At 65.4% G+C, this 21,144-nt stretch carries 22 protein-coding genes; 15 read left to right on the forward strand and 7 right to left on the reverse strand.

The window, feature by feature from the left end:
* Positions 1-417: 417 nt before the first annotated feature.
* On the forward strand, positions 418-1,797 hold the full coding sequence (locus JQ633_RS18420) for an Nramp family divalent metal transporter (protein WP_211986482.1): 1,380 nt from the start codon (positions 418-420) through the stop codon (positions 1,795-1,797).
* Positions 1,798-1,859: 62 nt separating this feature from the next.
* Here the strand turns inward: JQ633_RS18420 and JQ633_RS18425 are convergent, their stop codons facing one another.
* From JQ633_RS18425 to hemB, 3 genes are all read right to left on the reverse strand, one after another.
* On the reverse strand, positions 1,860-2,636 hold the full coding sequence (locus JQ633_RS18425; RefSeq protein ID WP_211986483.1) for an arginyltransferase: 777 nt from the start codon (positions 2,634-2,636) through the stop codon (positions 1,860-1,862).
* 85 nt (positions 2,637-2,721) lie between these two features.
* Positions 2,722-3,291, reverse strand: a complete 570-nt coding sequence (locus tag JQ633_RS18430; RefSeq protein WP_211986484.1) for an RDD family protein — start codon at positions 3,289-3,291, stop codon at positions 2,722-2,724.
* A gap of 227 nt (positions 3,292-3,518) precedes the next feature.
* Complete coding sequence (gene hemB, locus JQ633_RS18435) at positions 3,519-4,583, reverse strand: porphobilinogen synthase (protein ID WP_211986485.1); 1,065 nt, start codon at positions 4,581-4,583, stop codon at positions 3,519-3,521.
* Positions 4,584-4,770: 187 nt separating this feature from the next.
* Here hemB and JQ633_RS18440 point away from each other — a divergent pair, with 187 nt between their 5' ends.
* The 4 genes from JQ633_RS18440 (at position 4,771) to JQ633_RS18455 (ending at position 7,078) form a co-directional block, all read left to right on the forward strand.
* Positions 4,771-5,232 carry a DUF6163 family protein gene (locus tag JQ633_RS18440; RefSeq protein ID WP_211986486.1) on the forward strand — a complete coding sequence of 154 codons (462 nt, stop codon included), beginning with the start codon at positions 4,771-4,773 and terminating at the stop codon, positions 5,230-5,232.
* 651 nt (positions 5,233-5,883) lie between these two features.
* Positions 5,884-6,402, forward strand: coding sequence for a transcriptional regulator LdtR (gene ldtR, locus JQ633_RS18445; RefSeq protein ID WP_211986487.1), 519 nt, complete (start codon positions 5,884-5,886; stop codon positions 6,400-6,402).
* Positions 6,403-6,603: 201 nt separating this feature from the next.
* Positions 6,604-6,834, forward strand: coding sequence for a hypothetical protein (locus JQ633_RS18450; protein ID WP_211986488.1), 231 nt, complete (start codon positions 6,604-6,606; stop codon positions 6,832-6,834).
* A 22-nt stretch (positions 6,835-6,856) separates the two neighbouring features.
* Positions 6,857-7,078, forward strand: coding sequence for a hypothetical protein (locus JQ633_RS18455; protein WP_211986489.1), 222 nt, complete (start codon positions 6,857-6,859; stop codon positions 7,076-7,078).
* Between the two features lie 175 nt (positions 7,079-7,253).
* Here the strand turns inward: JQ633_RS18455 and JQ633_RS18460 are convergent, their stop codons facing one another.
* Positions 7,254-7,505, reverse strand: coding sequence for a hypothetical protein (locus JQ633_RS18460; RefSeq protein WP_211986490.1), 252 nt, complete (start codon positions 7,503-7,505; stop codon positions 7,254-7,256).
* Here JQ633_RS18460 and JQ633_RS18465 point away from each other — a divergent pair.
* From JQ633_RS18465 to JQ633_RS18475, 3 genes are read left to right on the forward strand one after another with little or no spacing between them, the layout of a single operon-like run.
* Positions 7,504-8,472 carry a Bug family tripartite tricarboxylate transporter substrate binding protein gene (locus JQ633_RS18465; protein WP_211986491.1) on the forward strand — a complete coding sequence of 323 codons (969 nt, stop codon included), beginning with the start codon at positions 7,504-7,506 and terminating at the stop codon, positions 8,470-8,472. The two genes, JQ633_RS18460 and JQ633_RS18465, sit on opposite strands and share 2 nt — an antisense overlap.
* Positions 8,469-8,969 (forward strand): tripartite tricarboxylate transporter TctB family protein, encoded by a 501-nt coding sequence (locus JQ633_RS18470; protein ID WP_211986492.1) that lies wholly within the window; start codon positions 8,469-8,471, stop codon positions 8,967-8,969. The genes JQ633_RS18465 and JQ633_RS18470 overlap by 4 nt, the downstream gene beginning before the upstream one ends.
* Entirely contained in the window at positions 8,969-10,468 is a 1,500-nt protein-coding gene (locus JQ633_RS18475; protein WP_211986493.1) for a tripartite tricarboxylate transporter permease, read from the forward strand. Before JQ633_RS18470 ends, JQ633_RS18475 begins: the two co-directional genes overlap by 1 nt.
* A gap of 25 nt (positions 10,469-10,493) precedes the next feature.
* On the opposite strand, the gene JQ633_RS18480 is transcribed toward JQ633_RS18475, so the two are convergent.
* The 3 genes from JQ633_RS18480 to JQ633_RS18490 form a co-directional block, all read right to left on the reverse strand.
* Complete coding sequence (locus JQ633_RS18480; RefSeq protein WP_211986494.1) at positions 10,494-10,832, reverse strand: hypothetical protein; 339 nt, start codon at positions 10,830-10,832, stop codon at positions 10,494-10,496.
* A 914-nt stretch (positions 10,833-11,746) separates the two neighbouring features.
* Complete coding sequence (locus JQ633_RS18485) at positions 11,747-12,100, reverse strand: DUF2200 domain-containing protein (RefSeq protein WP_211986495.1); 354 nt, start codon at positions 12,098-12,100, stop codon at positions 11,747-11,749.
* Between the two features lie 29 nt (positions 12,101-12,129).
* Complete coding sequence (locus tag JQ633_RS18490) at positions 12,130-14,412, reverse strand: TonB-dependent siderophore receptor (RefSeq protein ID WP_211986496.1); 2,283 nt, start codon at positions 14,410-14,412, stop codon at positions 12,130-12,132.
* 767 nt (positions 14,413-15,179) lie between these two features.
* Here JQ633_RS18490 and glyA point away from each other — a divergent pair.
* The 7 genes from glyA to thiL all read left to right on the forward strand — a co-directional run bounded on the left by glyA (position 15,180) and on the right by thiL (position 21,144).
* Positions 15,180-16,481 (forward strand): serine hydroxymethyltransferase, encoded by a 1,302-nt coding sequence (gene glyA / locus JQ633_RS18495; protein WP_211986497.1) that lies wholly within the window; start codon positions 15,180-15,182, stop codon positions 16,479-16,481.
* A gap of 79 nt (positions 16,482-16,560) precedes the next feature.
* Positions 16,561-17,043, forward strand: a complete 483-nt coding sequence (gene nrdR / locus JQ633_RS18500) for a transcriptional regulator NrdR (protein ID WP_211986498.1) — start codon at positions 16,561-16,563, stop codon at positions 17,041-17,043.
* Positions 17,040-18,188, forward strand: a complete 1,149-nt coding sequence (gene ribD, locus JQ633_RS18505; protein WP_211986499.1) for a bifunctional diaminohydroxyphosphoribosylaminopyrimidine deaminase/5-amino-6-(5-phosphoribosylamino)uracil reductase RibD — start codon at positions 17,040-17,042, stop codon at positions 18,186-18,188. The genes nrdR and ribD overlap by 4 nt, the downstream gene beginning before the upstream one ends.
* A complete protein-coding gene (locus JQ633_RS18510; RefSeq protein ID WP_211986500.1) occupies positions 18,188-18,796 on the forward strand; it encodes a riboflavin synthase in 609 nt (202 codons plus the stop codon). Before ribD ends, JQ633_RS18510 begins: the two co-directional genes overlap by 1 nt.
* A 181-nt stretch (positions 18,797-18,977) precedes the next feature.
* Positions 18,978-19,469 (forward strand): 6,7-dimethyl-8-ribityllumazine synthase, encoded by a 492-nt coding sequence (ribH, locus tag JQ633_RS18515; protein ID WP_211986501.1) that lies wholly within the window; start codon positions 18,978-18,980, stop codon positions 19,467-19,469.
* 2 nt (positions 19,470-19,471) lie between these two features.
* Positions 19,472-19,966 carry a transcription antitermination factor NusB gene (gene nusB / locus JQ633_RS18520; RefSeq protein ID WP_211986502.1) on the forward strand — a complete coding sequence of 165 codons (495 nt, stop codon included), beginning with the start codon at positions 19,472-19,474 and terminating at the stop codon, positions 19,964-19,966.
* Between the two features lie 176 nt (positions 19,967-20,142).
* Positions 20,143-21,144 (forward strand): thiamine-phosphate kinase, encoded by a 1,002-nt coding sequence (thiL, locus tag JQ633_RS18525; protein ID WP_211986503.1) that lies wholly within the window; start codon positions 20,143-20,145, stop codon positions 21,142-21,144.

A 21,144-nucleotide genomic window follows, 5' to 3' on the forward strand; every position in this document is an offset into this window, starting at 1 on the left:
GCGCGTACTAGAGGCGGGCAGGCCGGTGATCCGGCGATTGCCGCCATGGCACGCGAAGCCCTCATTGTATGTGTCGCCGATGGGCCTCGGCTGGTTTCGTGCCGAGCCTCATATCCCGGCAACTTGAACGATACCAAGACATGTCGGGTGACAGTGCTAATGGTCGGTGAAGTTGGGCTGGGGACCACGAACAACTTCTCGTCGAGCGGTATCCGGTGGAAGTAGAGCGAGGTCGGTGCCGACCGGAGCGGGATCGGCGAACATCGGAACCGTTCAGTTCCATGTCGGTATCGGCTGAGGCGCATCGATGCCCGATCCGAGGAGCGCGGCACCCGGCTTACTCAGTAGCGTCATCGTGAGTCCAGATGCAGTTGCAAATGAGTTGCATTAACGGGACGGATCGGCCATCTTGCCAACATGGACGCTCGTACGCCTGAAATGCCACCGGTTTCCCTTTCCGCCGCCCTGCCGGCCGCGTCCGGCTGGCGCGGCGACGCCGGGCAGGTTCGCAGCCTTCCGGAAGTGAACTCGACCGTTGCAGTGCCCTCCGGAGGGCTGTGGTGGCGCCGGTTGCTGGCCTTCGCAGGGCCGGGTTACCTGGTGTCGGTCGGCTATATGGACCCCGGCAACTGGGCCACCGACCTCGCAGGTGGCTCCAAGTTCGGCTACACGCTGCTGTCGGTCATCCTGCTCTCCAATTTGATGGCGATCCTGCTGCAGGCGCTGGCGGCACGGCTCGGCATCGCCACCGACCGCGACCTGGCGCAGGCCTGCCGCGCCACCTATTCGCGCCCGGTCAACTTCGTGCTGTGGCTGGCCTGCGAGGCCGCCATCATCGCCTGCGACCTTGCCGAGGTGATCGGCACCGCGATCGCGCTGAAGCTCCTGTTCGGCATCCCCCTGATCGGCGGCGCGCTGCTGGCGGCGCTCGATGCGTTCCTGCTGCTGCTCCTGATGAACCGCGGCTTCCGTTTCCTCGAGGCTTTCGTCATTGCGCTTCTGATCGTGATCGCGGTCTGCTTCGTGGTGCAGATTGCAGCCGCCGCGCCGCCGATACGCGCCGTGCTCGGCGGCTTCGTGCCGTCGCGCGAGATCGTGACCAATCCGGAGATGCTGTACATCGCGATCGGCATCATCGGTGCCACCGTGATGCCGCATAACCTCTATCTGCACTCCTCGATCGTGCAGACCCGCGCCTATCCGCGCACCGACGAGGGCCGGCGCGATGCAATCAAGTGGGCGACCACCGACTCCACCATCGCGCTGATGCTGGCGCTCTTCATCAATGCCGCGATCCTGGTCGTCGCCGCCGCGACCTTCCACAAGAGCGGCCATTCCGACGTCGCTGAGATCGATAAGGCGTTCGAACTGTTGTCGCCGCTGCTTGGCCTCGGGATCGCCTCGACGCTGTTTGCCGTCGCGCTGCTGGCGTCCGGCCTCAACTCGACGGTGACGGCGACGCTCGCCGGCCAGATCGTGATGCAGGGCTTCCTCGACCTGCGGCTGCCGAACTGGGCGCAACGGCTGGTGACGCGCGGCATCGCGATCGTCCCGGTGATCGTCGTGACGGCGCTCTACGGTGACAGCGGCACGGCGCAGCTTCTGGTGTTCAGTCAGGTCGTGCTGTCGATGCAGCTGCCGTTCGCGGTGATCCCGCTGGTGCGCTTCGTTTCCGACAAGCGCAAGATGGGCGCGTTCGCGATCCCGGTGCCGGTTGCGGTGGCGGCGTGGACGGTCGCCGGGCTGATCGTGATCCTCAACGTCAAGCTGCTGATCGATACGTTCTTCGGCAGCTAGCCTTCGCCTCGTTGGGACATGATCTCTTCGGAAAACCGCTTCGCGCTTTTCCGGATCACGTCCTAATCCTGCGGCTCCGCCAGCGCCTCGCCGGAGGCGTCGACGCGCAGCCAGCCGCTCGGGGCGAGGCGCTGCTGCGGCAGGAAGCGGCCCTTGTAGTCCATCTTCTTGGAGCCCTCGATCCAGTAGCCGAGATAGACGTAAGGCAGGCCCTGCCGGCGGGCGCGGGCGATGTGGTCGAGGATCATGAAGGTGCCGAGCGAGCGGGCTTCCTGCGACGGCTCGAAGAACGAATAGACCATCGACAGCCCGTCGCTGAGCACGTCGGTCAGCGCCACCGCCAAAAGCTCGTCGCCGCGGCCGGTGATGGCGCTGTCGACGTTGCGCCTGCGGTACTCGATGATCCGGGTCTCGACATGGCTGTCCTCGACCATCATCGCGTAGTCGAGCACGGTCATGTCGGCCATGCCGCCGTTGCGGTGGCGGCGGTCGAGATAGGCCCGAAACACCGAATATTGCTCGGAGGTCGGCACCGCCGTGCGCTGCTCGCCGATGACGTCGGCGTTGCGGGCGAGGATCTTGCGGAAATTGCGGGAGGGGCGGAATTCGTTGGCGACCACCCGGACCGAGACGCAGGCCCGGCACTGGTCGCAGGCCGGGCGGTAGGCGATCGACTGGCTGCGGCGGAAGCCGCCATGGGTCAGGAGATCGTTGAGATCGCCGGCCTTTTCGCCGACCAGATGCGTGAACACCTTGCGCTCATGGCGACCCGGCAAATAGGGGCAGGGCGATGGCGCCGTCAAATAGAATTGGGGGGTATCACGCGAATGCTGGGTCACGTCAGATCGTCGGGCTCCACAACTGTACAGGCAGCCAAGTCAGCATCGCCTCTCGAAGGTTAACGGTCAATTGGTTTAAGCGGGCCTAATAGGCCCGCGCCGCCGGCGCCACCGGGGCCCGGACCGAGCTGTTGATAATGACGGTTCCCAGGATGATGTCGTGCAGCAGCTGGCGGCGGCCGCTGAACAGTCCGACCAAAAGGACCAGCGGCGTCAGGAACGAGATCGTCGCCCAGAACAGCACCGCGTGAATCGCGCCGAGCACGAAATAGCCGCGGGCGCCGTACCAGGTGCGTAGTTCCAGATCCATCATCCGCATGCCGATGGTGGCCGAATGCGGCCCGCCGATCGACCAGCCGTAATAGAGGATCGCCCAGATGATCGAGAGCGGGGAGAGCAGGCCGAACAACCACCAGCCCAGGAAGAAGGTGACCAAGCCGAGCAGGAAGATGAAGATCGCCGCCACGATCAACGGCACCGAAATCACGACGAGGTCGTTCAGGAACGCGAACACGCGCCGGGTCAGCACGCCGCGGAACAGGTCCGGTTGCATCATCGGATCGAACGCATGCGGGGGAACGCCACCGTCATTGCGCCAAGTATCGTTGCGCCAGGCATCATTTCGCCAACGACCGCCGTCATTGTTGTCGGACATGACAACCTCCAATTCGGGTCCCGCGCTGGACATGGGAACTGGCGGCTCGCCTGCCAAGCGGGGGCGATTATCAACTTGCCGAAATATTCCGGCGATTCGGCGGCCGGATTGAGCGGTTCTAGCTCCGTTGCGTCATTGCGAGCGAAGCGAAGCAATCCATGCCTCCGCTTGCTCGGATAGATGGATTGCTTCGTCGTTACGCTCCTCGCAATGACGGGGAGAGACCTTCAGCTCTCGGCCTTGATCTTCTCGGCGGCCCGCGGCGCGAAGTAGGTCAAAATGCCGTCGGCGCCGGCGCGCTTGAAGCCGATCAGGCTTTCCATCATCGCGCGCTCGCCGTCGATCCAGCCATTGGCGGCGGCGCCCGCGATCATCGCGTATTCGCCGGATACCTGATAGACGAAGGTCGGCATCGCGAAGGTGTCCTTCACGCGGCGTACGATGTCGAGATATGGCATGCCCGGTTTCACCATGATCATGTCGGCTCCCTCGGCGATGTCGAGCTCGACCTCGCGCAGCGCCTCGTCGGTGTTGGCGCTGTCCATCTGATAGGTGCGCTTGTCGCCGGTTAGCGTCTTGGCCGAGCCGATCGCGTCGCGGAACGGGCCGTAGAACGCCGAGGCGTATTTCGCCGCATAGGACATGATCTGCACGTCGACGAAACCGTTGTCGTCGAGCGCCTCGCGGATCGCACCGATGCGGCCGTCCATCATGTCCGACGGCGCGATCACGTCGCAGCCGGCCTCGGCCTGGGTCAGCGCCTGCTTGACCAGCACCGCGACGGTCTCGTCGTTGAGGATCCTGCCGTCTTCGAGCAGCCCGTCATGGCCATGGCTGGTGAAGGGATCGAGCGCGACGTCGCAGAGCACGCCGATATCGGGAAACTCCTTCTTGATCGCGCGCACCGACTGGCAGACCAAATTGTCGGGATTGAGCGCCTCGGAACCGGCTTCGTCGCGCAGCGACGGCTCGGTGAAGGGAAACAGCGCGATGCAGGGAATGTTGAGCCTGGCCGCGCGCTCGGCGTCGCGGACGATCTGGTCGACGGTGAGGCGTTCGACGCCGGGCATCGAGGCCACCGGCGTGCGCGTGTTGTGGCCGTCGACCACGAACATCGGCCAGATCAGGTCGTTCGTTGTCAGCACGTTCTCGCGCACCAGCCGACGCGCCCATTCCGACTTCCGGTTGCGGCGCGGGCGGATCGCGAGGTCGAGCGACGGCGAGGCGAGGGTGTCGGTCTGGCGCCGCGGCGCGTCGCGCAGTTCGATCGGGCGCCCGAATTTGATCGCCATGATTGTTCTCCCCTCGGCGGACGGCTGGTCTGGACTTGATATAAGTCCAGTTCTAGCACCTGTCAGGGGGGCCGTCATTGCGTCCGCCGCGCCCTCGATTTGCCGTAACGGCAATTGATTTTGCGTCCCCGGCGGGCCAAGACTGCCGCCATGAATCCCTCTTTGCAGGCCGAACGCGGCGATTCGCATGTCTGATACCTCCGCACGCGATCCTGCGCGGGACAACGCCATGACGGTCGGAGGCATTTCGTCCGACCGCATCGAGGCGGACGACAATGCGTGGACGCGGCGGCTCGTCATCTTCCTGCGCATCATGGCGGTGGTCTCGATCGCCAAGGGCCTCTATCACTGGGCCCAAGTGACCGGCTTCGTCGGTGGCGAGGAGGAGGCCTTCGAGAACCAGTCGATGGCCTGGCAGACCGCGACGATCTATTTCGCCGTCATCGAACTCGTCGCCGCGGTCGGGCTGTGGCTCGCGACGCCGTGGGGCGCGGTGGTGTGGCTGACGACGGTGGTCTCGATGGCCGTCATCGAGCTGATGTTCCCGGGCATCTATGGCGGCAGCCTGTTGGTGGTCGGGCTCGAGGCCGTGATGCTCGCGGCCTATCTGGCGCTAGCCTGGATGGCCGCCCGCGAACGTCCGCCGTAGCTGGCTGCCCCAAGGGGCCCGTCGTGGCCTCGCGGTGACGGCGCAAATGAATCCTTTCCCATCACTGCCAAGATAATGGCTTGCGTGCGCGTAATGAGAAGACAGCGCGGGCCGGTCTGATAGGTGAGCGGCACAGACCGCGCACCCAAGACCTCGGTCGCGGAGCGCTTCTGAGGAACCGCCGTCGGGACCGATATTCCCGGATCTCGGCACATGTGTCAGTCGGCGTTGCGCCGGCCGACGGCGGGACCGGTCTGAACCTTGAATGGGCAGTCTCTCCAATCCGTGGTGGTGTCGTGATCCACCGCCAGCTCATCTCGAAAAATTTTCAGCGAATTTTCCGGTCGCCTTTTGCTCGTCGGTAAGGGTTCCCTCACACCCGTTACGCGGCCGTTTCGTTTTCAAACGAAGCTGTTTCCGAATGCGACAGGGGAGGCAGACGAAGCGTGAACAACGGCGCCGCACCGTCAATGAAAAGTTGCGAAAAGTCCTTGATCCATGGGCTTAATCCGCGATTCACTGTCTTAAATTCATGATCTCTTTATTCTCTTATTTAAGCGGATATTCAAACGGCCCCGTTACGTTGGACCTATCAGGCGGGACACAAGTTTCGTCGAATAAGTCGATAAAAACGACAACAGGGGAAGTGTCATGATGAAAGCCGTTGCATCAACGGCGGTGGATGCCGCTGATCGCGCTGCCGGTCAATCTCCGGTGCAGCCGCTCTATCTGGAAGCGTTGACCTTGGTGGAGCGGCTGCATCGTCGGCTGCTCGACGTGATCAAGGACGAATTCGATCGTCGCGGTCGCGCCGATATCAACTCGGTGCAGGCACTGCTCCTCTACAACATCGGCGACAAGGAGCTGACCGCCGGCGAGCTGCGCACCCGCGGCTACTATCTCGGCTCCAACGTCTCCTACAATCTGAAGAAGCTCGTCGAGCTCGGCTTCCTCGATCACCAGCGTTCGCGCGTCGATCGCCGCTCGGTCCGCATCCGTCTGACCACGCAGGGCCAGGAAGTCCGCCGCATCGTCGACGCGCTCTACCAGAAGCACGTCAAGACGGTCGAGCAGGTCGGCGGCATCTCGAATGAAGAGTTTGCCAGCCTCAACAAGTCGCTGCATCGCCTCGAGCGGTTCTGGACCGACCAGATCCTGTATCGCCTCTGATCCTTTCTTTTCGGCCTTCCTTTCTTCGCCTGATGGGCCAAGCCGGCCGACCAGAAGACCGGCAGCCTCCTCCAGACAGCGCATCGGCCATGCCCGGCCGGTGCGCACTGTCATGCTGCAGGTGCGAAAAAAAGCGTCCCAAAGGGGGAACCATGCCATTTCCGGCGACTTATCCTTGTGTCCAAATGGAGACGCAGGGATATGCTGGTCGAGCGTGGGGTCGAGGTGGTCAGTGTCGAGGTGGTCGGTGACGCCTACGCGATTGCCTCCAACTATCTGCGCAAATCCGGCGCGATTCCCGACAATTTCGCGACCAACGAGCGCCTGCTCGGCATCATCGTCAAACTCGCCCAGCGCGGCGAGGTGAACCGGATCCGCCTCGCCAACAAGGCGATCGCCAGGTTCGAGGCCGAGACGCTGGTCGTCGCCTGAGCATTAACTCCCGGAGACCGCAATGGAAGCCGCGATCGATCGCATCATGCAGACCTATGACCTGCTGCTCAACCGCACGGCAGCGGCAAGCGACGAGGCGCGCGCCAAGGTGACGGAGTATGTGCGCACGCTGTTCGAGGCCGGCGAGACCGACACGCACCGGCTGACCGTGTGCGGCCTGACCTATCTGCGCCAGCTCGACGGCAGCACCGACCATGTGAAGGCCGGGTATACCGGGCTGTAGGGTCCGGGCGCCTCCCGCAATCTCGGTGTCGTCCCTGCGCAAGCAGGAACGACGGCGGGTTGTTGATATCGCCTGCCACACAACGCGGTGTCATCGCCCGGTTTAACCGGGCGATCCAGTACGCCGCGGCCTCTCGGCCCAAGCCCTGCTGCCTCTGGAATACTGGATCGCCCGGTCAAGTCGGGCGACGCTCGCTGTGAGCGCGCGTTCCCCAAGGCAAGCCAAAAATCATCGAGAAAGGTGCGGCGATTTGCAGCACCGCGATGTCGGGCTGGCTGGCTTGCCGAAGCCTGTGGCGAATGGTCGCTAGAGGAATCGGAGATCGGCAGGCGCCGTCAGCAGACAGCGCCGCCGGTTGACGATCCGGCCACGTGACGAAAGCGCCGCCAATACGCAGCCCTTTCGCGAAAATCAGGAGGAAGCCCATGATCCCGTCCCACAAGCGCCTGTTCGGCGCGGTCGTTGCGCTATTGCTCGGGGCAAGCGGGCCGGCGGCCGCGCAGCAACTCGAGCTGAAGGTGATGGCGCCGGCGGCGCCCGGCGGCGGATGGGATCAGACCGCGCGGGCGATGCAGCAGGCGCTGGTCGCCTCGGGTGTCGCGCGCAGCGTGCAGGTCACCAACGTCGCCGGTGCCGGCGGCAGTGTGGGAATCGCGCAGTTCGTCAACGGCGCCAAGGGCGACGGCAACCAGCTGATGGTCAACGGCTTCGTCATGGTCGGCGCGCTCGCCATGAACAAGTCGCCGGTGACGCTGGAGCAGGTGACGCCGATCGCGCGCCTCACCGAGGAGATCCAGGTGATCGTGGTGCCGGCCAATTCGCCGATCAAGACGGCGCAGGATCTCGCCGCGGCGGTCAAGGCCGATATCGCCAAGGTGACGTTTGCCGGTGGCTCGGCCGGCGGTGTCGACCATGTGATGGCCGCGCTGTTCGCCGGCACGGTCGGCGCCGATGCCAAGAAGATCAACTACATTCCGTTCTCGGGCGGCGGTGAATCGCTCGCCGCAATTCTCGGCGGCAAGGTCACGGCCGGCATCTCGGGGCTCAGCGAATACGAGGGACAGATCAAGGCCGGCAAGCTGCGCGCGCTCGGCGTGACCTCGGAGAAGCGCCTGCCGGGCTCCGACATCCCGACCTTCAAGGAGCAGGGCATTGACCTCGTGCTGGCGAACTGGCGCTCGGTGGTCGCGCCTCCCGGCATCACGCCGGAGCAGCGCAAGACGCTGAGCGACGCGGTAGAGAAGATGGCGAAGTCCGACGCCTGGAAGGATATCCTCAAGCAGAAGGGCTGGGATGACGCCTATCTCGGCGGCGATGCGTTCGCCGATTTCCTCAAGAAGGAGATCGTCCGCGTCACCGACGTGCTGAAGTCGGTCGGCCTCGTGAAGTCATGAGCTCCGAGGGCGCTCCCGGAGATCGTCCGGCCGAGCCGGCGCGTCACGTCGATCGCGCCGGCCTCGTGATCGCGGCGGGGCTCGCCGCGCTTGCCGCCGTGCTGGTGTGGGACGCCAGCAAGCTGCCGGCCACCAATATGTACGGCATGGGACCCGAGGCGATGCCTGTCGTCATCGCCGTCGGCCTCGTGCTGCTTGCGATAGGCAATCTCTTCGACGCGCTGCGCGGCAAGCTGCCGCCGCGCGAGAGCATGGATGCCAAACCGGTGTGGCTGATCCTGATCGGGCTTGCGCTGTTGATCGGCATCATCGGCTTCGGCGGCGGCTTCATCCTCGCCACCTCGGCGCTGTTCGTCACCACGTCGGCGGCGTTCGGCCGGCGCGCTGTCTTCGCCGACACCGCGATCGCGCTCGTCATGACCACGCTGATCTACCTCGCGTTCGACAAGCTGTTGACGCTGAGCCTTCCCGCCGGACCGCTGGAGCGACTGTTGTGATGGACACCTTCGCCGCGCTGGCGCATGGCATGGCGGTCGCCGTCCAGCCGATGAACCTGTTGTACGCGTTGATCGGCGTGTTCCTCGGCACCGCGGTCGGCGTGCTGCCGGGCATCGGTCCGGCGCTGACCGTCGCGCTGCTGCTGCCGGTCACCTACAAGCTCGATCCCGGCGGCTCGCTGATCATGTTCGCCGGCATCTACTATGGCGGCATGTATGGCGGATCGACCACCGCGATCCTGATCAACACGCCGGGCGAGAGCGCCTCGATGGCGACCGCGCTCGAGGGCAACAAGATGGCCAAGGCCGGCCGCGGCGGGCCGGCGCTGGCAACCTCGGCGATCGGCTCATTCGTTGCCGGCACCATCGCCACCATCGGGCTTGCGTTCCTCGCGCCGTGGCTGGTCGATTTCGCTGTGCGCTTCGGCCCCGAAGATTACTTCGCGCTGATGTGCGTCGCCTTCGTCACGGTGTCCGCCACCTTCGGCGACTCCCCGATCCGCGGCCTGACCAGCCTGTTCATCGGGCTGGCGCTCGGGCTCGTCGGCATCGACAAGCTGACCGGGCAGGCGCGGCTCGCGTTCGGCATCCCCGAACTGCTCGACGGCGTCGAGGTGACGACGTTGGCAGTCGGCCTGTTCGCGGTGGGGGAGGCGCTCTACGTCGCCTCGCGCCGGCATCATACTGAGGAGAAGCTCGAGCCGGTGCGCGGCTCGCTGTGGATGACGAAGGAAGACTGGCGGCGGTCGTGGAAACCCTGGCTGCGCGGCACGCTGTTCGGCTTCCCGATCGGTGCACTGCCGGCCGGCGGCGCCGAGATCCCGACCTTCCTGTCTTATTCCACCGAGCGGCGGCTGACCAAGCATCCGGAAGAATTCGGCAAGGGTGCGATCGAAGGCGTCGCGGGACCGGAGGCCGCCAACAACGCCTCCGCCGCCGGCACGCTGGTGCCGCTGCTGACGCTCGGGCTGCCGACATCGGCGACCGCGGCGATGATGCTGGCCGGCTTCCAGCAATACGGCCTCAACCCGGGGCCGCTGCTGTTCGCAGAGCGGCCCGATCTCGTGTGGGGCCTGATCGCCAGCCTGTTCATCGCCAACGGCATGCTGCTGGTGCTGAACCTGCCGCTGGTCGGACTGTGGGTACGGCTGCTCGCGATCCCGCAGCCCTGGCTCTACGCCGGCATCCTGGTGTTCGCCACGATGGGCACCATCGCCGCCAAACCGTCGGTGGTCGAATTGTCGATGCTCGCGGCCTTCGGCGTGATGGGCTTTCTGATGCGGCGGTTCGATTTCCCGATTGCGCCCGTCGTGATCGGCCTGATCCTCGGGCCGATCGCCGAAAGCCAACTGCGCCGCGCGCTCGCCATCAGCCTCGGCGATCCCATGGTGCTGCTGCAAAGCCCGATGTCGGCAACGCTGCTCGGCATCGCCCTGATCGCGCTGCTGGCGCCGTTCGTGCTGAAAGGTCTGGGGCGGTTCAAGGCGAACGAGGATTAGCGCGGCGCTTCGGCAGCGGGAGTGTCTAGCCGCGCGGGCTCGGCTGGGGCGATGGTGACGCCCCCGGTTGCGGCGCGCCGGCCGACGCCGGCGGAGCCGTTATGGGCTGCTGATCGCCTGCGCCGTGCGGAATGCACGTTCCGACGTTGCTGAGTAATCGTCGCGCCTGCAGATCACGGGCCTTGGAATAGTCTCGTCGCTTGGGGATGTTCTCCGCCGCCCAGCGATCCCACACTTCGAATGCGTCGGCGTAGTGCTTGCGCATCTGTTCTTCCGCCGAGAGGCAATCGGCGAACTTCTCGAACACCAGGTCCGTGTTCACGGGCGTCATGCCCCCGACCAGGACCACGAGCATCCATTTCATGGCGGCAAAGCCTTTGCTATCGCCCCAATGATTGGAGACAGCGACAACCCATCAAGAAAGGCCGCCAATGCGATTGGCAGCCCTTCTTCCTCGCCCGTTACCACCGCCGCCAATGACGGTGATGATGGCGCCAGCCGTAGTGGTGGCCGCGGTGCCAGCCATAGTGGCGTCCGCGGCCCCAGCCATAGTGGTGGCCGCGCCCGCCGTGATGGCCCCAGCCGTGCCCATGTCCATGTCCATGGCCGCCCTTGACGTGGATGACTGCGTCATCCTGGGTCGCCAGGGGCGCCATCCCCAACCTCGCGGAAGCGGGGCCGGCGCACGCCAAGATCATCAACGACAGCGCTGCTGTCATCCACCGAACGTATCTCACCGACAAATTCCTCCCGCGCGGGATTGCGCGGGTTTCAAAGCCGGGAGCGCCTCAATTGTTCCAATTGGCGGTCAAATAGTTCCGCCAGACGGGTTGAGTAGCCGCGACTGCACGCGCTTCAGCGCGGAGCGGGGCTCGGTCGCCAGGAGAGGTCGTCGGACCAAAGGTAGATTGCGATGGCTGCGAGGCACAATGCGAGGCCGATCCAGAAGATCGGTGAGTGATGGATCGGTCGTCGCTGGCTCGGAACGGGCTTCATTCAATCGACTCATCGCGCAGGTGCTTGGGGATCGGCAATAGCTCGAGTGCCAATGCGCCAAGGCTGGCGCCGAGGCAAAATACTGTCAAGCGCCGCATCCGGTTCGCGAAACCATTGGCCGCCTGTCCCGTAGCTGGAGTGCCGGCCCATTTCTTCCATTGGTCCTACGAGCCGGCTGGGGCCGTTCGGCCTACCCAGTCACGAGCGGCCCCACCTTGTTCCGGCTTTTGACCTCGCTCGAGGAGATGCAGCCAAGTTTCGGCTGCCGCTCGGTCAAAGGCATCATTCCTTCCGCAGAATCTTGTCCATCGCCTTACCGCGCGCCAGCTCGTCGATGAGCTTGTCGAGGTAGCGGATCTCACGCATCGTCGGTTCCTCGATCTCTTCGACGCGGACGCCGCACACCACGCCCTTGATCAGGGCGCGCGAGGGATTGGGCTCGGGAGCCTTCGCGAAGAACGTCTCGAAGTCGGTTTTCTTGTCGATTTGGGTCTTCAACTCCTTCGCACCGTAGCCGGTCAACCAGGTGATGACCTGGTCGACCTCGGCCTTGGTGCGTCCCTTTTTCTCAGCCTTCGCGACGTAGAGCGGGTAAACGCTCGCGAAGCTCGTCGTGTAGATTCGATGTTTCGCCATGAACTACTCCGGGTGTCACCCGGCGCAGCTTACCATTTGTAGCCGATGCTTGCAGTGATGCGGCGGCGATCGCCGTAGTAGCAGGAGCTGATGGTCGCGCAGCTCGCGACGTAGGTCTTGTCCGTGACGTTGAGGACATTGAGCGCGGCGCGCCAGTGGTTGTCCCACTCGTAGTGGACGGCGAGGTCGCCCAGCACGAAAGCGGGGACGGCCGCGGTGTTGGCCTGGTCGGCGAAGGACGACCCGACATAGCGGATGCCGCCGCCGAAGCCGAAGCCGCGCAGCGGGCCTTGGCTGAACGTATAGTCGGTCCAGACCGAGGCGAACTCACGCGGCGTGTTGGTCGGAACGGTGCCGATCAGCGCGGGATTGAGGTCCTTGCTGACGAACAGGTCGTAATTGGTGTAGCTTGCCACCAGCTTGAAATCAGGCGTGATGTTGGCGACCGCCTCGAGCTCGATGCCGCGCGAGGTGACCTCGCCGTTTTGGGTCTGGAACAGGACGTTGTTCGGGTCCGTGGTCAGTGCATTCTTTCGCTTCAGGTCGAAGTAGGCGATGCCGAACCGCGCGTTGAGCCCGGCCGGCTCGTACTTCACGCCGACTTCGGTCTGCTCGGAGGTCTCCGGCAGCAGCAACCGTCCGGCCGAATTGGTGCCGATGATCGGATTGTAGCCGGTCATGTAGGAGACGTAGGGCGCAACGCCGCTGTCGAAATTGTAGATCGCGCCGACGCGGCCGGAGAAATTGCTGTCGTCGCGGCTCTGGTCCGCGCCGATGCGGTTCTGGTTGTTGAGATCAACCCAGTCCTGGCGGCCGGACAGCACCACCGTCAGCCGGTCGAGCTTGACCTGATCCTGCAGATAGAGGCCGGCCATGCCCTGAGTGAGATAGGCGTTCTGATACAGCGGGCCGCTGTACGGAGAATTGGTGCCGTAGACCGGATTGAACACGTTGAAGTTGGTGCCCATCCCGAAGCCCTGGCGGTCGTCGATGCCGTAATGCTTGAGGTCTACGCCGACGAGGGCGGTGTGCTGCAGCGCGCCGGTGGCGAAGCGGTATTCGAGCTGGTTGTCGAGGTTGAACTGGTTGGCGACGCCGCGGGCGTAGAAGTTGCCGCGCGAGATGTCGCCGGCGGCCGGTGTCGTCGCCCAGCCGAGCCCGTAGAGGCCGGTGTAATAGACGTCGACATGGCCGAAGCGCGCGTTCTGGCGGAAGTCGACGCTCTCGGTGAGGCTCTTCTCGAACTGGTAGCCGAGCGTCTCCTGCTCGCGGCGGAATGTGTCGGCGCTGGGATCGCCGATGAACAGGCTGGTCGGAATCTTGCCGAACGGCGCGTTGGTGACGGTGCCGACATAGGGCAGGAAGTTCAGCGCCCGCGTGTTGTTGTGTGCGGCCGTGGCGTAGACGGTGAGGCGGGTGTCGGCGTCCGGTCGATAGGTCACCGACGGGGCGAAGAAGAAGTTGTTGTCGTAGATGTAGTCGGTCTGGGTGCCGCCGCCCTGCACCTGGCCGACCATGCGGTATTGCAGCTGCGCATTGCCTTGCTGCGGGACCGCGCCGCCGATGTCGAACGAGGTATAGGCGTTGCCGAAATTGTTGATGCCGGCCTCGATGTAGCGCACGGGTTCAGCTTGCGGCAGCTTGCTGACCGCGTTGACGAGGCCGCCCGGCGCCGAGCCGCCGTACAGGATGCCGGACGGGCCACGCAGGATCTCGACGCGCTCGAGGTTGAACGGCTGCAGCTTCCAGCTCGCATAGGAGGTGTAGAACAGCTGCAGGCCGTCGAGGAACAGCGACTCGTTCTGTGCGGGGAAGCCGCGGATCAGGAACCAGTCGTTGCGGAAATCGGTGCCGTAGGTGCCGCCGATCACGCCCGGCGTGTAGCGCAGTACCTCGTCGAACCTGCTGACGATCTTCTGGTCGCGGATCTGCTCGGCGCCGACCACGGTGATCGATTGCGGCGTCTCGATGATCGGCGTGCTGGTCTTGGTGCCGCTGGCGCTGAGCCGCGCCAGATAGCCGTTGACGGGACCAGTGGCGGTTTCGCGCGCGGTGCTGCGCGCAGCGGCAGCCGGTTGTGCGGTCTGCGCGCCTGCCGCGGGAGCGGCCGTAGCGCGCCGTGGCGCGCTTCGCGAGCGCGCGGCCCGTTGCGACTGCGACGGCCGCACTGACCGCGCCGATTGTTGGTTCGGCGCATCGACCGTGACCGACGGCAATTGCGATTGCGCGAACGCATCGTCCGCACCGATCGCCGACAGCACCATCAGACTCGACGCAGCAAACTGCGCCGGTCGCATCCACTTGCACGACATTTATTCCCCGCTCTCCAAAGAAATATTCGAGCGAGCGTTATCATGATGATTTACGGAAATAGGCTTCTGGTATTTAGAACCCATCCAAGCCGTGCGCTACGTTCGCATGTGTGACCGAACGACAACGCTGTATTCGACATTCTCGCATCCGATGCGCGAATGTTTTGAATCGATCCAGACTAGAATGATTCAAGCCGCTTTGCTGATGCGACAGACGACCGTAGGCGATGCGCGTCTTTGTCGGAGTCGCAACGATCAGAGGAGATGAGTACGGCTCGATTTTTGTTAATTCCGTAAGACAGAATCTGCGCTCTCTCGATCAATCGACATATCGCGAGTGATCCTGATGTCCGCACGGTTCGAGTCCGAATCTTCGAGGCGGCGAGCTCGGTTGGTTCGACGGCATGATCGGCCTCCCCGGTGGGATGACCCGCGGCTTGGTCCGGACCTCGAAGATGCGACCGCTACACCATGCCGGGGCGCGGAGGCCGGCCGGTCGCAGGGACGAGGGAACGATCCCGACGCGGCCGGTTGAGACCGTGGAGGCGGGTCCGTCGATCACGTGCCGGCTCGGGGCCGGGCGGGGCGGGGGACGCCCCTCGCAATCCCCGCCATCCCCACCATATCTGGCATAATTGGCGGGGGGACACCGCAATGGCTTGGCCGTTGTGGGGCGATGTGATAACCCTCTGGCACCAGCTTCGACCGCCACTTTGGACCGTCCGCACTCCACCTTAAAGGCTTGCGGCGGTGGAGATATTTCGCCGATGACCTCTTCCTCCAAGACCGCTTCCGCGCCCGACTCCTTCTTCACGGCGACCCTTGCCGAGGCCGATCCCGAGATCGCCGCCGCGATCAAGGGCGAGCTCGGCCGGCAGCGCCATGAGATCGAGCTGATCGCCTCGGAAAACATCGTCAGCCGCGCCGTGCTGGAGGCGCAGGGCTCGGTGATGACCAACAAATATGCCGAGGGTTATCCGGGCGCGCGCTACTATGGCGGTTGCGAGTGGGTCGACGTTGCCGAGACGCTGGCGATCGAGCGCGCCAAGAAGCTGTTCGGCGCCGGCTTTGCCAACGTGCAGCCGAACTCCGGAAGCCAGATGAACCAGGCGGTGTTCCTGGCGCTGCTGCAGCCCGGCGACACCTTCATGGGTCTCGACCTCGCAGCCGGCGGCCATCTCACCCACGGCTCGCCGGTCAACATGTCCGGCAAGTGGTTCAAGGCCGCGCACTACACCGTGCGCCGCGACGATCAGCTGATCGACATGGACGAGGTCGCCAAGCAGGCCGAACAGGTCAAGCCGAAGCTGATCATCGCGGGCGGCTCGGCCTATTCGCGCGCCTGGGACTTCAAGCGTTTTCGCGAGATCGCCGATAGCGTCGGCGCCTACCTCTTGGTCGACATGGCGCACTTTGCCGGCCTCGTCGCCGGCGGCGTGCATGCCTCGCCGGTGCCGTATGCCCACGTCACCACCACCACGACGCACAAGTCTCTGCGCGGCCCGCGCGGCGGCCTGATCCTCACCAATGACGACGCGCTGGCCAAGAAGCTGAACTCGGCGATCTTCCCCGGCCTGCAGGGCGGCCCGCTGATGCACGTGATCGCGGCCAAGGCGGTTGCGTTCGCCGAGGCGCTGCGGCCGGACTTCAAGGTCTATGCGAAGAACGTGGTCGAAAACGCCAAGGCGCTGGCGGAAACGCTGCGCAGCCACGGCCTCGACATCGTCTCCGGCGGCACCGACAACCATCTGATGCTGGTCGACCTCAGGCCGAAAGGTCTCAAGGGCAACGTCTCCGAGAAGGCGCTGGTGCGCGCCGGCATCACCTGCAACAAGAACGGCATTCCGTTCGACCCCGAAAAGCCTTTCGTCACCTCGGGCCTGCGCCTCGGCACGCCGGCGGCGACCACGCGCGGGTTCGGCGTCGCCGAGTTCAAGCAGGTCGGCGGCATGATCGCCGAAGTGCTGACCGCGCTGGCGCAATCGCCGGACGGCAAGGCGCCGCTGGTCGAGGCCGCGATCAAGGAACGCGTGAAAGCGCTGACCGATCGCTTCCCGATCTATCAATAAGGTCGCATGATCCGGAAAAGCGGGGCACCGGTTTTCCGAAGAGATTATGCGCAAATAGAAACTCAAAGGTCTCCGTCGGATGCGCTGTCCGAGCTGCAACTCACTCGATACGCAGGTCAAGGACTCGCGTCCGACCGAGGATTCCTCGGTGATCCGCCGGCGGCGCGTCTGCATGACCTGCAACTTCCGCTTCACGACCTTCGAGCGCGTGCAGCTGCGCGAGCTCACCGTGATCAAGCGCAACGGCCGCCGGGTGCCGTTCGACCGCGACAAGCTGGTGCGCTCGCTGCAGATCTCCCTGCGCAAGCGCCCGGTGGATTCAGAGCGGCTGGAGAAGATGGTCTCGACCATCGTGCGCGAGCTCGAGAGCGGCGGCGAGGCCGAGGTGTCGTCGGAGGCGATCGGCGAGATCGTGATGGAGCATCTGCGCGGGCTCGACGATGTCGCTTATGTGCGCTTCGCTTCCGTCTATCGTAATTTCCGCGAGGCCAAGGATTTCGAAGCCGTGCTCGACGAGTTGACCGGCGACGAGGACCCGCGGGTCGCGACGTTGCGAAAATGATCTTCCGGATCCTGGAAGACCAGTTCGCGCAAAAATCCAAAGAGGCGAAAGCCGCTGACCTGCGTTTCATGCAGCTGGCGCTCGCGCTCGGCCGGCGCGGGCTCGGGCGCACCTGGCCCAATCCCGCGGTCGGTGCCGTCATCGTCAAGGACGGCGTCATCGTCGGCCGCGGCTGGACCCAGCCGGGCGGACGCCCGCATGCCGAGGTCGAGGCACTCCGGCGCGCCGGCGCAGCCGCGCGCGGCGCCACGCTCTACGTGACGCTCGAGCCCTGTTCGCATTTCGGCCGCTCGCCGCCCTGTGCGGATGCCGTGGTCGCAGCCGGGCTCGCCCGGGTCGTCTCGGCGATCGAGGATCCCAATCCGGAAGTGGCCGGGAAGGGCCATGCCAAGCTGCGCGAAGCCGGCATCGCGGTCGATGTCGGGCTGTGCGCCGCCGAGGCCGCGCGCGACCATGCCGGGCATTTCCGCCGTATCAGGGACAAGCGTCCGCATGTGATCCTCAAACTCGCCGTCTCCACCGACGAGATGATCGCTGCCGCCGGCCACCGGCCGGTCGCGATCACCGGCGATATCGCGCGGACGCGCGTGCATCTGCTCCGCGCGCAAAGCGATGCGATCCTGGTCGGGATCGGCACCGTGCTGGCGGACGATCCGGTTCTGACCTGTCGCCTGCCGGGCATGGCGGCGCGCTCGCCGGTGCGCGTGGTGCTCGACCGCGCGCTGCGCCTGCGGGGCGATAGCCGCCTCGTGCATTCGGCGCGCCAGACGCCGCTCTGGGTGATGACGTCTGACATGGCCGAGGCGCCTGCCGCGATGAAACTCGGCGCTGCCGGCGCAGAGGTGATCCGTGTCGCCGCCAGGGCGGCGCCGGGGCTCGATCTGCCGGCCGTGCTGCACGCTCTGGCGGACAAGGGCATCACGCGGCTGATGGTCGAGGGCGGCTCGCGGGTCGCGGCATCCTTCGTTTCGGCCGGTCTGGTGGATGAAGCCTGGCTGCTGCGCGGGCCCGAGACGATCGGCGCCGGCGGCGTTCCCGCGCTGGACGCATTGCGGCTGGCCGCAATCACGCAGTCGCCGGCTTTCCGTCTTCATGCTAGCGAGATGCTCGGCAAGGACCACTTCGAAATCTACGAGCGGGCGTAATGTTTACCGGAATTGTCACCGATGTCGGTGAGATCACCAGCTTGAAGCAGGTCGCGCAGGGGCAGCTGCACCGGATGCGGATCGCCTGCGACTACGACCAGACCACGATCGCCGACGGCGCCTCGATCGCCTGCAATGGCGTCTGCCTCACGGTGGTGGCCTCCGGCACCGCCGGTGGCAAGACCTGGTTCGACGTCGACGCCGCTGCCGAGACGCTCGGCATGACCACGGCAAAGGGCTGGGGCGAGGGTCACAGGCTCAACCTCGAGCGCGCGCTGAAGATCGGCGACGAGCTCGGCGGCCATATCGTGGCCGGCCACGCCGACGGCATCGCCACCATCACAAAGCGCGACGACCTGCCTGATATGGCGCGCTTCGAACTGAAAACGACGCGGGAACTGGCGCGTTTCATCGCGGCGAAGGGATCGGTGACGCTGGACGGTGTGTCGCTGACGGTGAACACGGTCGACGACGTCAGCTTCTCGGTGCTGATCATCCCGCATACGCTGCAGGTCACGACGCTGAGTGGCTGGAAGGCCGGCAGCGAGGTCAATATCGAGGTCGATCTGATGGCCCGCTATGCGGCGCGGCTGTCGGAGATGAAGTGACGGCGTAAACCGTCACGCAAGCGTCATTCCGGGATGGTCCGAAAGCCCCCGGAATCTCGTCATTCCGGGCTCGATGCTCGCGCATCGCCCCGGAATGACGACGTCGAAGCATTCCTGCTTGGCTTCAAGTCCCCCGGCGACTAAATAACCCGCCGGTACCAGTAGAAACGGATCGTAGACCATGGCTGACGCGCGGCGCGCACCCCTGAAGGACCAGACCGACATCACCGGCGCGCGCGCGCTGATCGTCGAGGCGCGGTTCTATGACGACATCCAGGACGCGCTGCTGGAAGGCGCGCTGGCCGAGCTGAAGGCCGCCGGCGTCAGCCACGACATCCTCACCGTACCGGGCGCGCTGGAAATCCCGGCCGCAATCGCGATCGCGATCGATGCGGCGGAGGCGAATGGAAAACCCTATGACGCGGCGATCGCGCTCGGCTGCGTGGTGCGCGGCGACACCATCCATTTCGAGATCGTCTCGCAGGAATCCTCGCGCGGCCTGATGGACCTCGCAGTCGCGCGCAAATTCCCGCTCGGCAACGGCATCCTCACCGTCAACACCGAGGCGCAGGCCTGGGCGCGGGCGAGGGCCAGCGAACTGAACAAGGGCGGCGATGCCGCGCGCGCGGCGCTCGCGATGCTGCGCATCAAACGCCGTCTGGCGAAGGCCTGACCATGGCAGACAGCAACAAGCCCGGCAAACCTCCCGAACGCAAGGCCAACCGGCGCGGCGCCGCGCGGCTCGCGGCCGTGCAGGCGCTTTACCAGATGGATATCGGCGGTGCCGGCATCAACGACATCTTCGCCGAGTTCGAGAGCCACTGGCTCGGTAACGAGGTCGAGGGCGACAAATACCTGCCGGCGGAGGCTGCGTTCTTCCGCGACGTCGTTTCCGGCGTGGTGCGCGACCAGGCGCGGCTCGATCCCCTGATCGACGACGCGCTGGCCAAGGGTTGGCCCCTGAAGCGGATCGACGCCATCCTGCGCGCGGTGCTGCGGGCCGGCTCCTACGAGCTCGAGCACCGCAAGGACGTGCCCGGCCGCGTCGTGGTGTCGGAATATGTCGACGTCGCGCACGCCTTTGTCGAGAAGGACGAGACCGGCATGGTCAACGCCGTGCTCGACCAGATCGCGCGCCAATTCCGCGGCGACGAGTTTGTGCGGGGATAGGCTGGCGTGCCTCTCTCCGTAGCCGTCACCCTGAGGTGCGAGCACTTGCGAGCCTCGAAGGGCGGCGGCGTGGCGTGGAGGCTGCATCCGGGCCGTGCATCCTTCGAGGCTCGCACGGGCTCGCACCTCCAGCGACAAAGGCGTAGCCTTTGTGCAGGGATGACGGGTCTGATGGCGTGACGCAGGACAGTAAACAAGCCTCCGGCGAAGACTCCCTGATCGCGCGCTACTTCAAGCCGCTCGCGACCGATCTCGGCGCGTTCGGTCTCGACGACGATGCCGCCGCATTGAAAGCGGGCGGCGAGGAGATCGTGGTCACGACCGATGCGATCGTCGAGGGCGTACACTTTCTCGCCGGCGATCCGCCGGACACCCTGGCGCGCAAGGCGCTGCGGGTGAACCTCTCCGATATCGCGGCCAAGGGCGCCGTGCCGGCCGGCTTCGTGCTGACGCTGGCGCTGCGCGGCGCCGACGAGAGCTGGCTGGCGCCGTTTGCGCAGGCCCTCGGCGAGGATGCCTCGCATTACGGCTGTCCGCTGCTCGGCGGCGACACCGTGTCGACGCCGGGACCGCTGATGATCTCGGTCACCGCGTTCGGCCGCCTGCCGCAGGGGCGGATGGTGCATCGCGCCGGCGCTAAGGCCGGCGACCGGGTGTTCGTGACCGGCACGATCGGCGATGCGGCGCTTGGTCTCGACGTGCTGCGGGGCGGCGTGGCCGCCTCCGCGCTGGCCGACGATGCCGCGGCGCGGGACTGGCTCGCATCCCGCTACCGCGTGCCGCAGCCGCGCAACGCGCTGGCGCTGGCCGTGCGCGAGCATGCCCGCGCCGCCATGGATGTCTCGGACGGATTGGCGGGGGACCTTGCGAAACTCTGCGTGGCCTCAGGCGTTTCCGCCGAGATCGAGTTGCCGCGCATCCCGCATTCGCCCGCCGCGGCGGCGCTGCTGGCGCGAGGGGCGGTCGGCGTCGAGGCGCTGATCGCGGGCGGCGATGACTATGAGATCCTTTGCACAGTGCCGGCGGGACGTGCCGACGCGTTCGTGCAGGCCGCGCAGGGCGCAGGCGTCGCGGTGGCCGCGATCGGCCAGATTGTCGCTGGTCGCGCGCGCCCCCGTTTCCTCGACGGGCAGGGCGCGGAACTGACCTTGAAGCGGCTGTCCTACAGCCATTTCTAG

The sequence above is a fragment of the Bradyrhizobium tropiciagri genome (assembly GCF_018130505.1).
Classification (GTDB): domain Bacteria; phylum Pseudomonadota; class Alphaproteobacteria; order Rhizobiales; family Xanthobacteraceae; genus Bradyrhizobium; species Bradyrhizobium tropiciagri_B.

Bases quoted from the DNA above. Each gene is read 5' to 3' on its own strand.
- JQ633_RS18420 (WP_211986482.1), top strand. From the start codon at position 418: ATGGACGCTCGTACGCCTGAAATGCCACCGGTTTCCCTTTCCGCCGCC.
- JQ633_RS18430 (WP_211986484.1), bottom strand. From the start codon at position 3,291: ATGTCCGACAACAATGACGGCGGTCGTTGGCGAAATGATGCCTGGCGC.
- hemB (WP_211986485.1), bottom strand. From the start codon at position 4,583: ATGGCGATCAAATTCGGGCGCCCGATCGAACTGCGCGACGCGCCGCGG.
- JQ633_RS18440 (WP_211986486.1), top strand. From the start codon at position 4,771: ATGTCTGATACCTCCGCACGCGATCCTGCGCGGGACAACGCCATGACG.
- ldtR (WP_211986487.1), top strand. From the start codon at position 5,884: ATGATGAAAGCCGTTGCATCAACGGCGGTGGATGCCGCTGATCGCGCT.
- JQ633_RS18450 (WP_211986488.1), top strand. From the start codon at position 6,604: ATGCTGGTCGAGCGTGGGGTCGAGGTGGTCAGTGTCGAGGTGGTCGGT.
- JQ633_RS18455 (WP_211986489.1), top strand. From the start codon at position 6,857: ATGGAAGCCGCGATCGATCGCATCATGCAGACCTATGACCTGCTGCTC.
- JQ633_RS18465 (WP_211986491.1), top strand. From the start codon at position 7,504: ATGATCCCGTCCCACAAGCGCCTGTTCGGCGCGGTCGTTGCGCTATTG.
- JQ633_RS18460 (WP_211986490.1), bottom strand. From the start codon at position 7,505: ATGGGCTTCCTCCTGATTTTCGCGAAAGGGCTGCGTATTGGCGGCGCT.
- JQ633_RS18470 (WP_211986492.1), top strand. From the start codon at position 8,469: ATGAGCTCCGAGGGCGCTCCCGGAGATCGTCCGGCCGAGCCGGCGCGT.
- JQ633_RS18475 (WP_211986493.1), top strand. From the start codon at position 8,969: ATGGACACCTTCGCCGCGCTGGCGCATGGCATGGCGGTCGCCGTCCAG.
- JQ633_RS18480 (WP_211986494.1), bottom strand. From the start codon at position 10,832: ATGAAATGGATGCTCGTGGTCCTGGTCGGGGGCATGACGCCCGTGAAC.
- JQ633_RS18485 (WP_211986495.1), bottom strand. From the start codon at position 12,100: ATGGCGAAACATCGAATCTACACGACGAGCTTCGCGAGCGTTTACCCG.
- JQ633_RS18490 (WP_211986496.1), bottom strand. From the start codon at position 14,412: ATGTCGTGCAAGTGGATGCGACCGGCGCAGTTTGCTGCGTCGAGTCTG.
- glyA (WP_211986497.1), top strand. From the start codon at position 15,180: ATGACCTCTTCCTCCAAGACCGCTTCCGCGCCCGACTCCTTCTTCACG.
- nrdR (WP_211986498.1), top strand. From the start codon at position 16,561: ATGCGCTGTCCGAGCTGCAACTCACTCGATACGCAGGTCAAGGACTCG.
- ribD (WP_211986499.1), top strand. From the start codon at position 17,040: ATGATCTTCCGGATCCTGGAAGACCAGTTCGCGCAAAAATCCAAAGAG.
- JQ633_RS18510 (WP_211986500.1), top strand. From the start codon at position 18,188: ATGTTTACCGGAATTGTCACCGATGTCGGTGAGATCACCAGCTTGAAG.
- ribH (WP_211986501.1), top strand. From the start codon at position 18,978: ATGGCTGACGCGCGGCGCGCACCCCTGAAGGACCAGACCGACATCACC.
- nusB (WP_211986502.1), top strand. From the start codon at position 19,472: ATGGCAGACAGCAACAAGCCCGGCAAACCTCCCGAACGCAAGGCCAAC.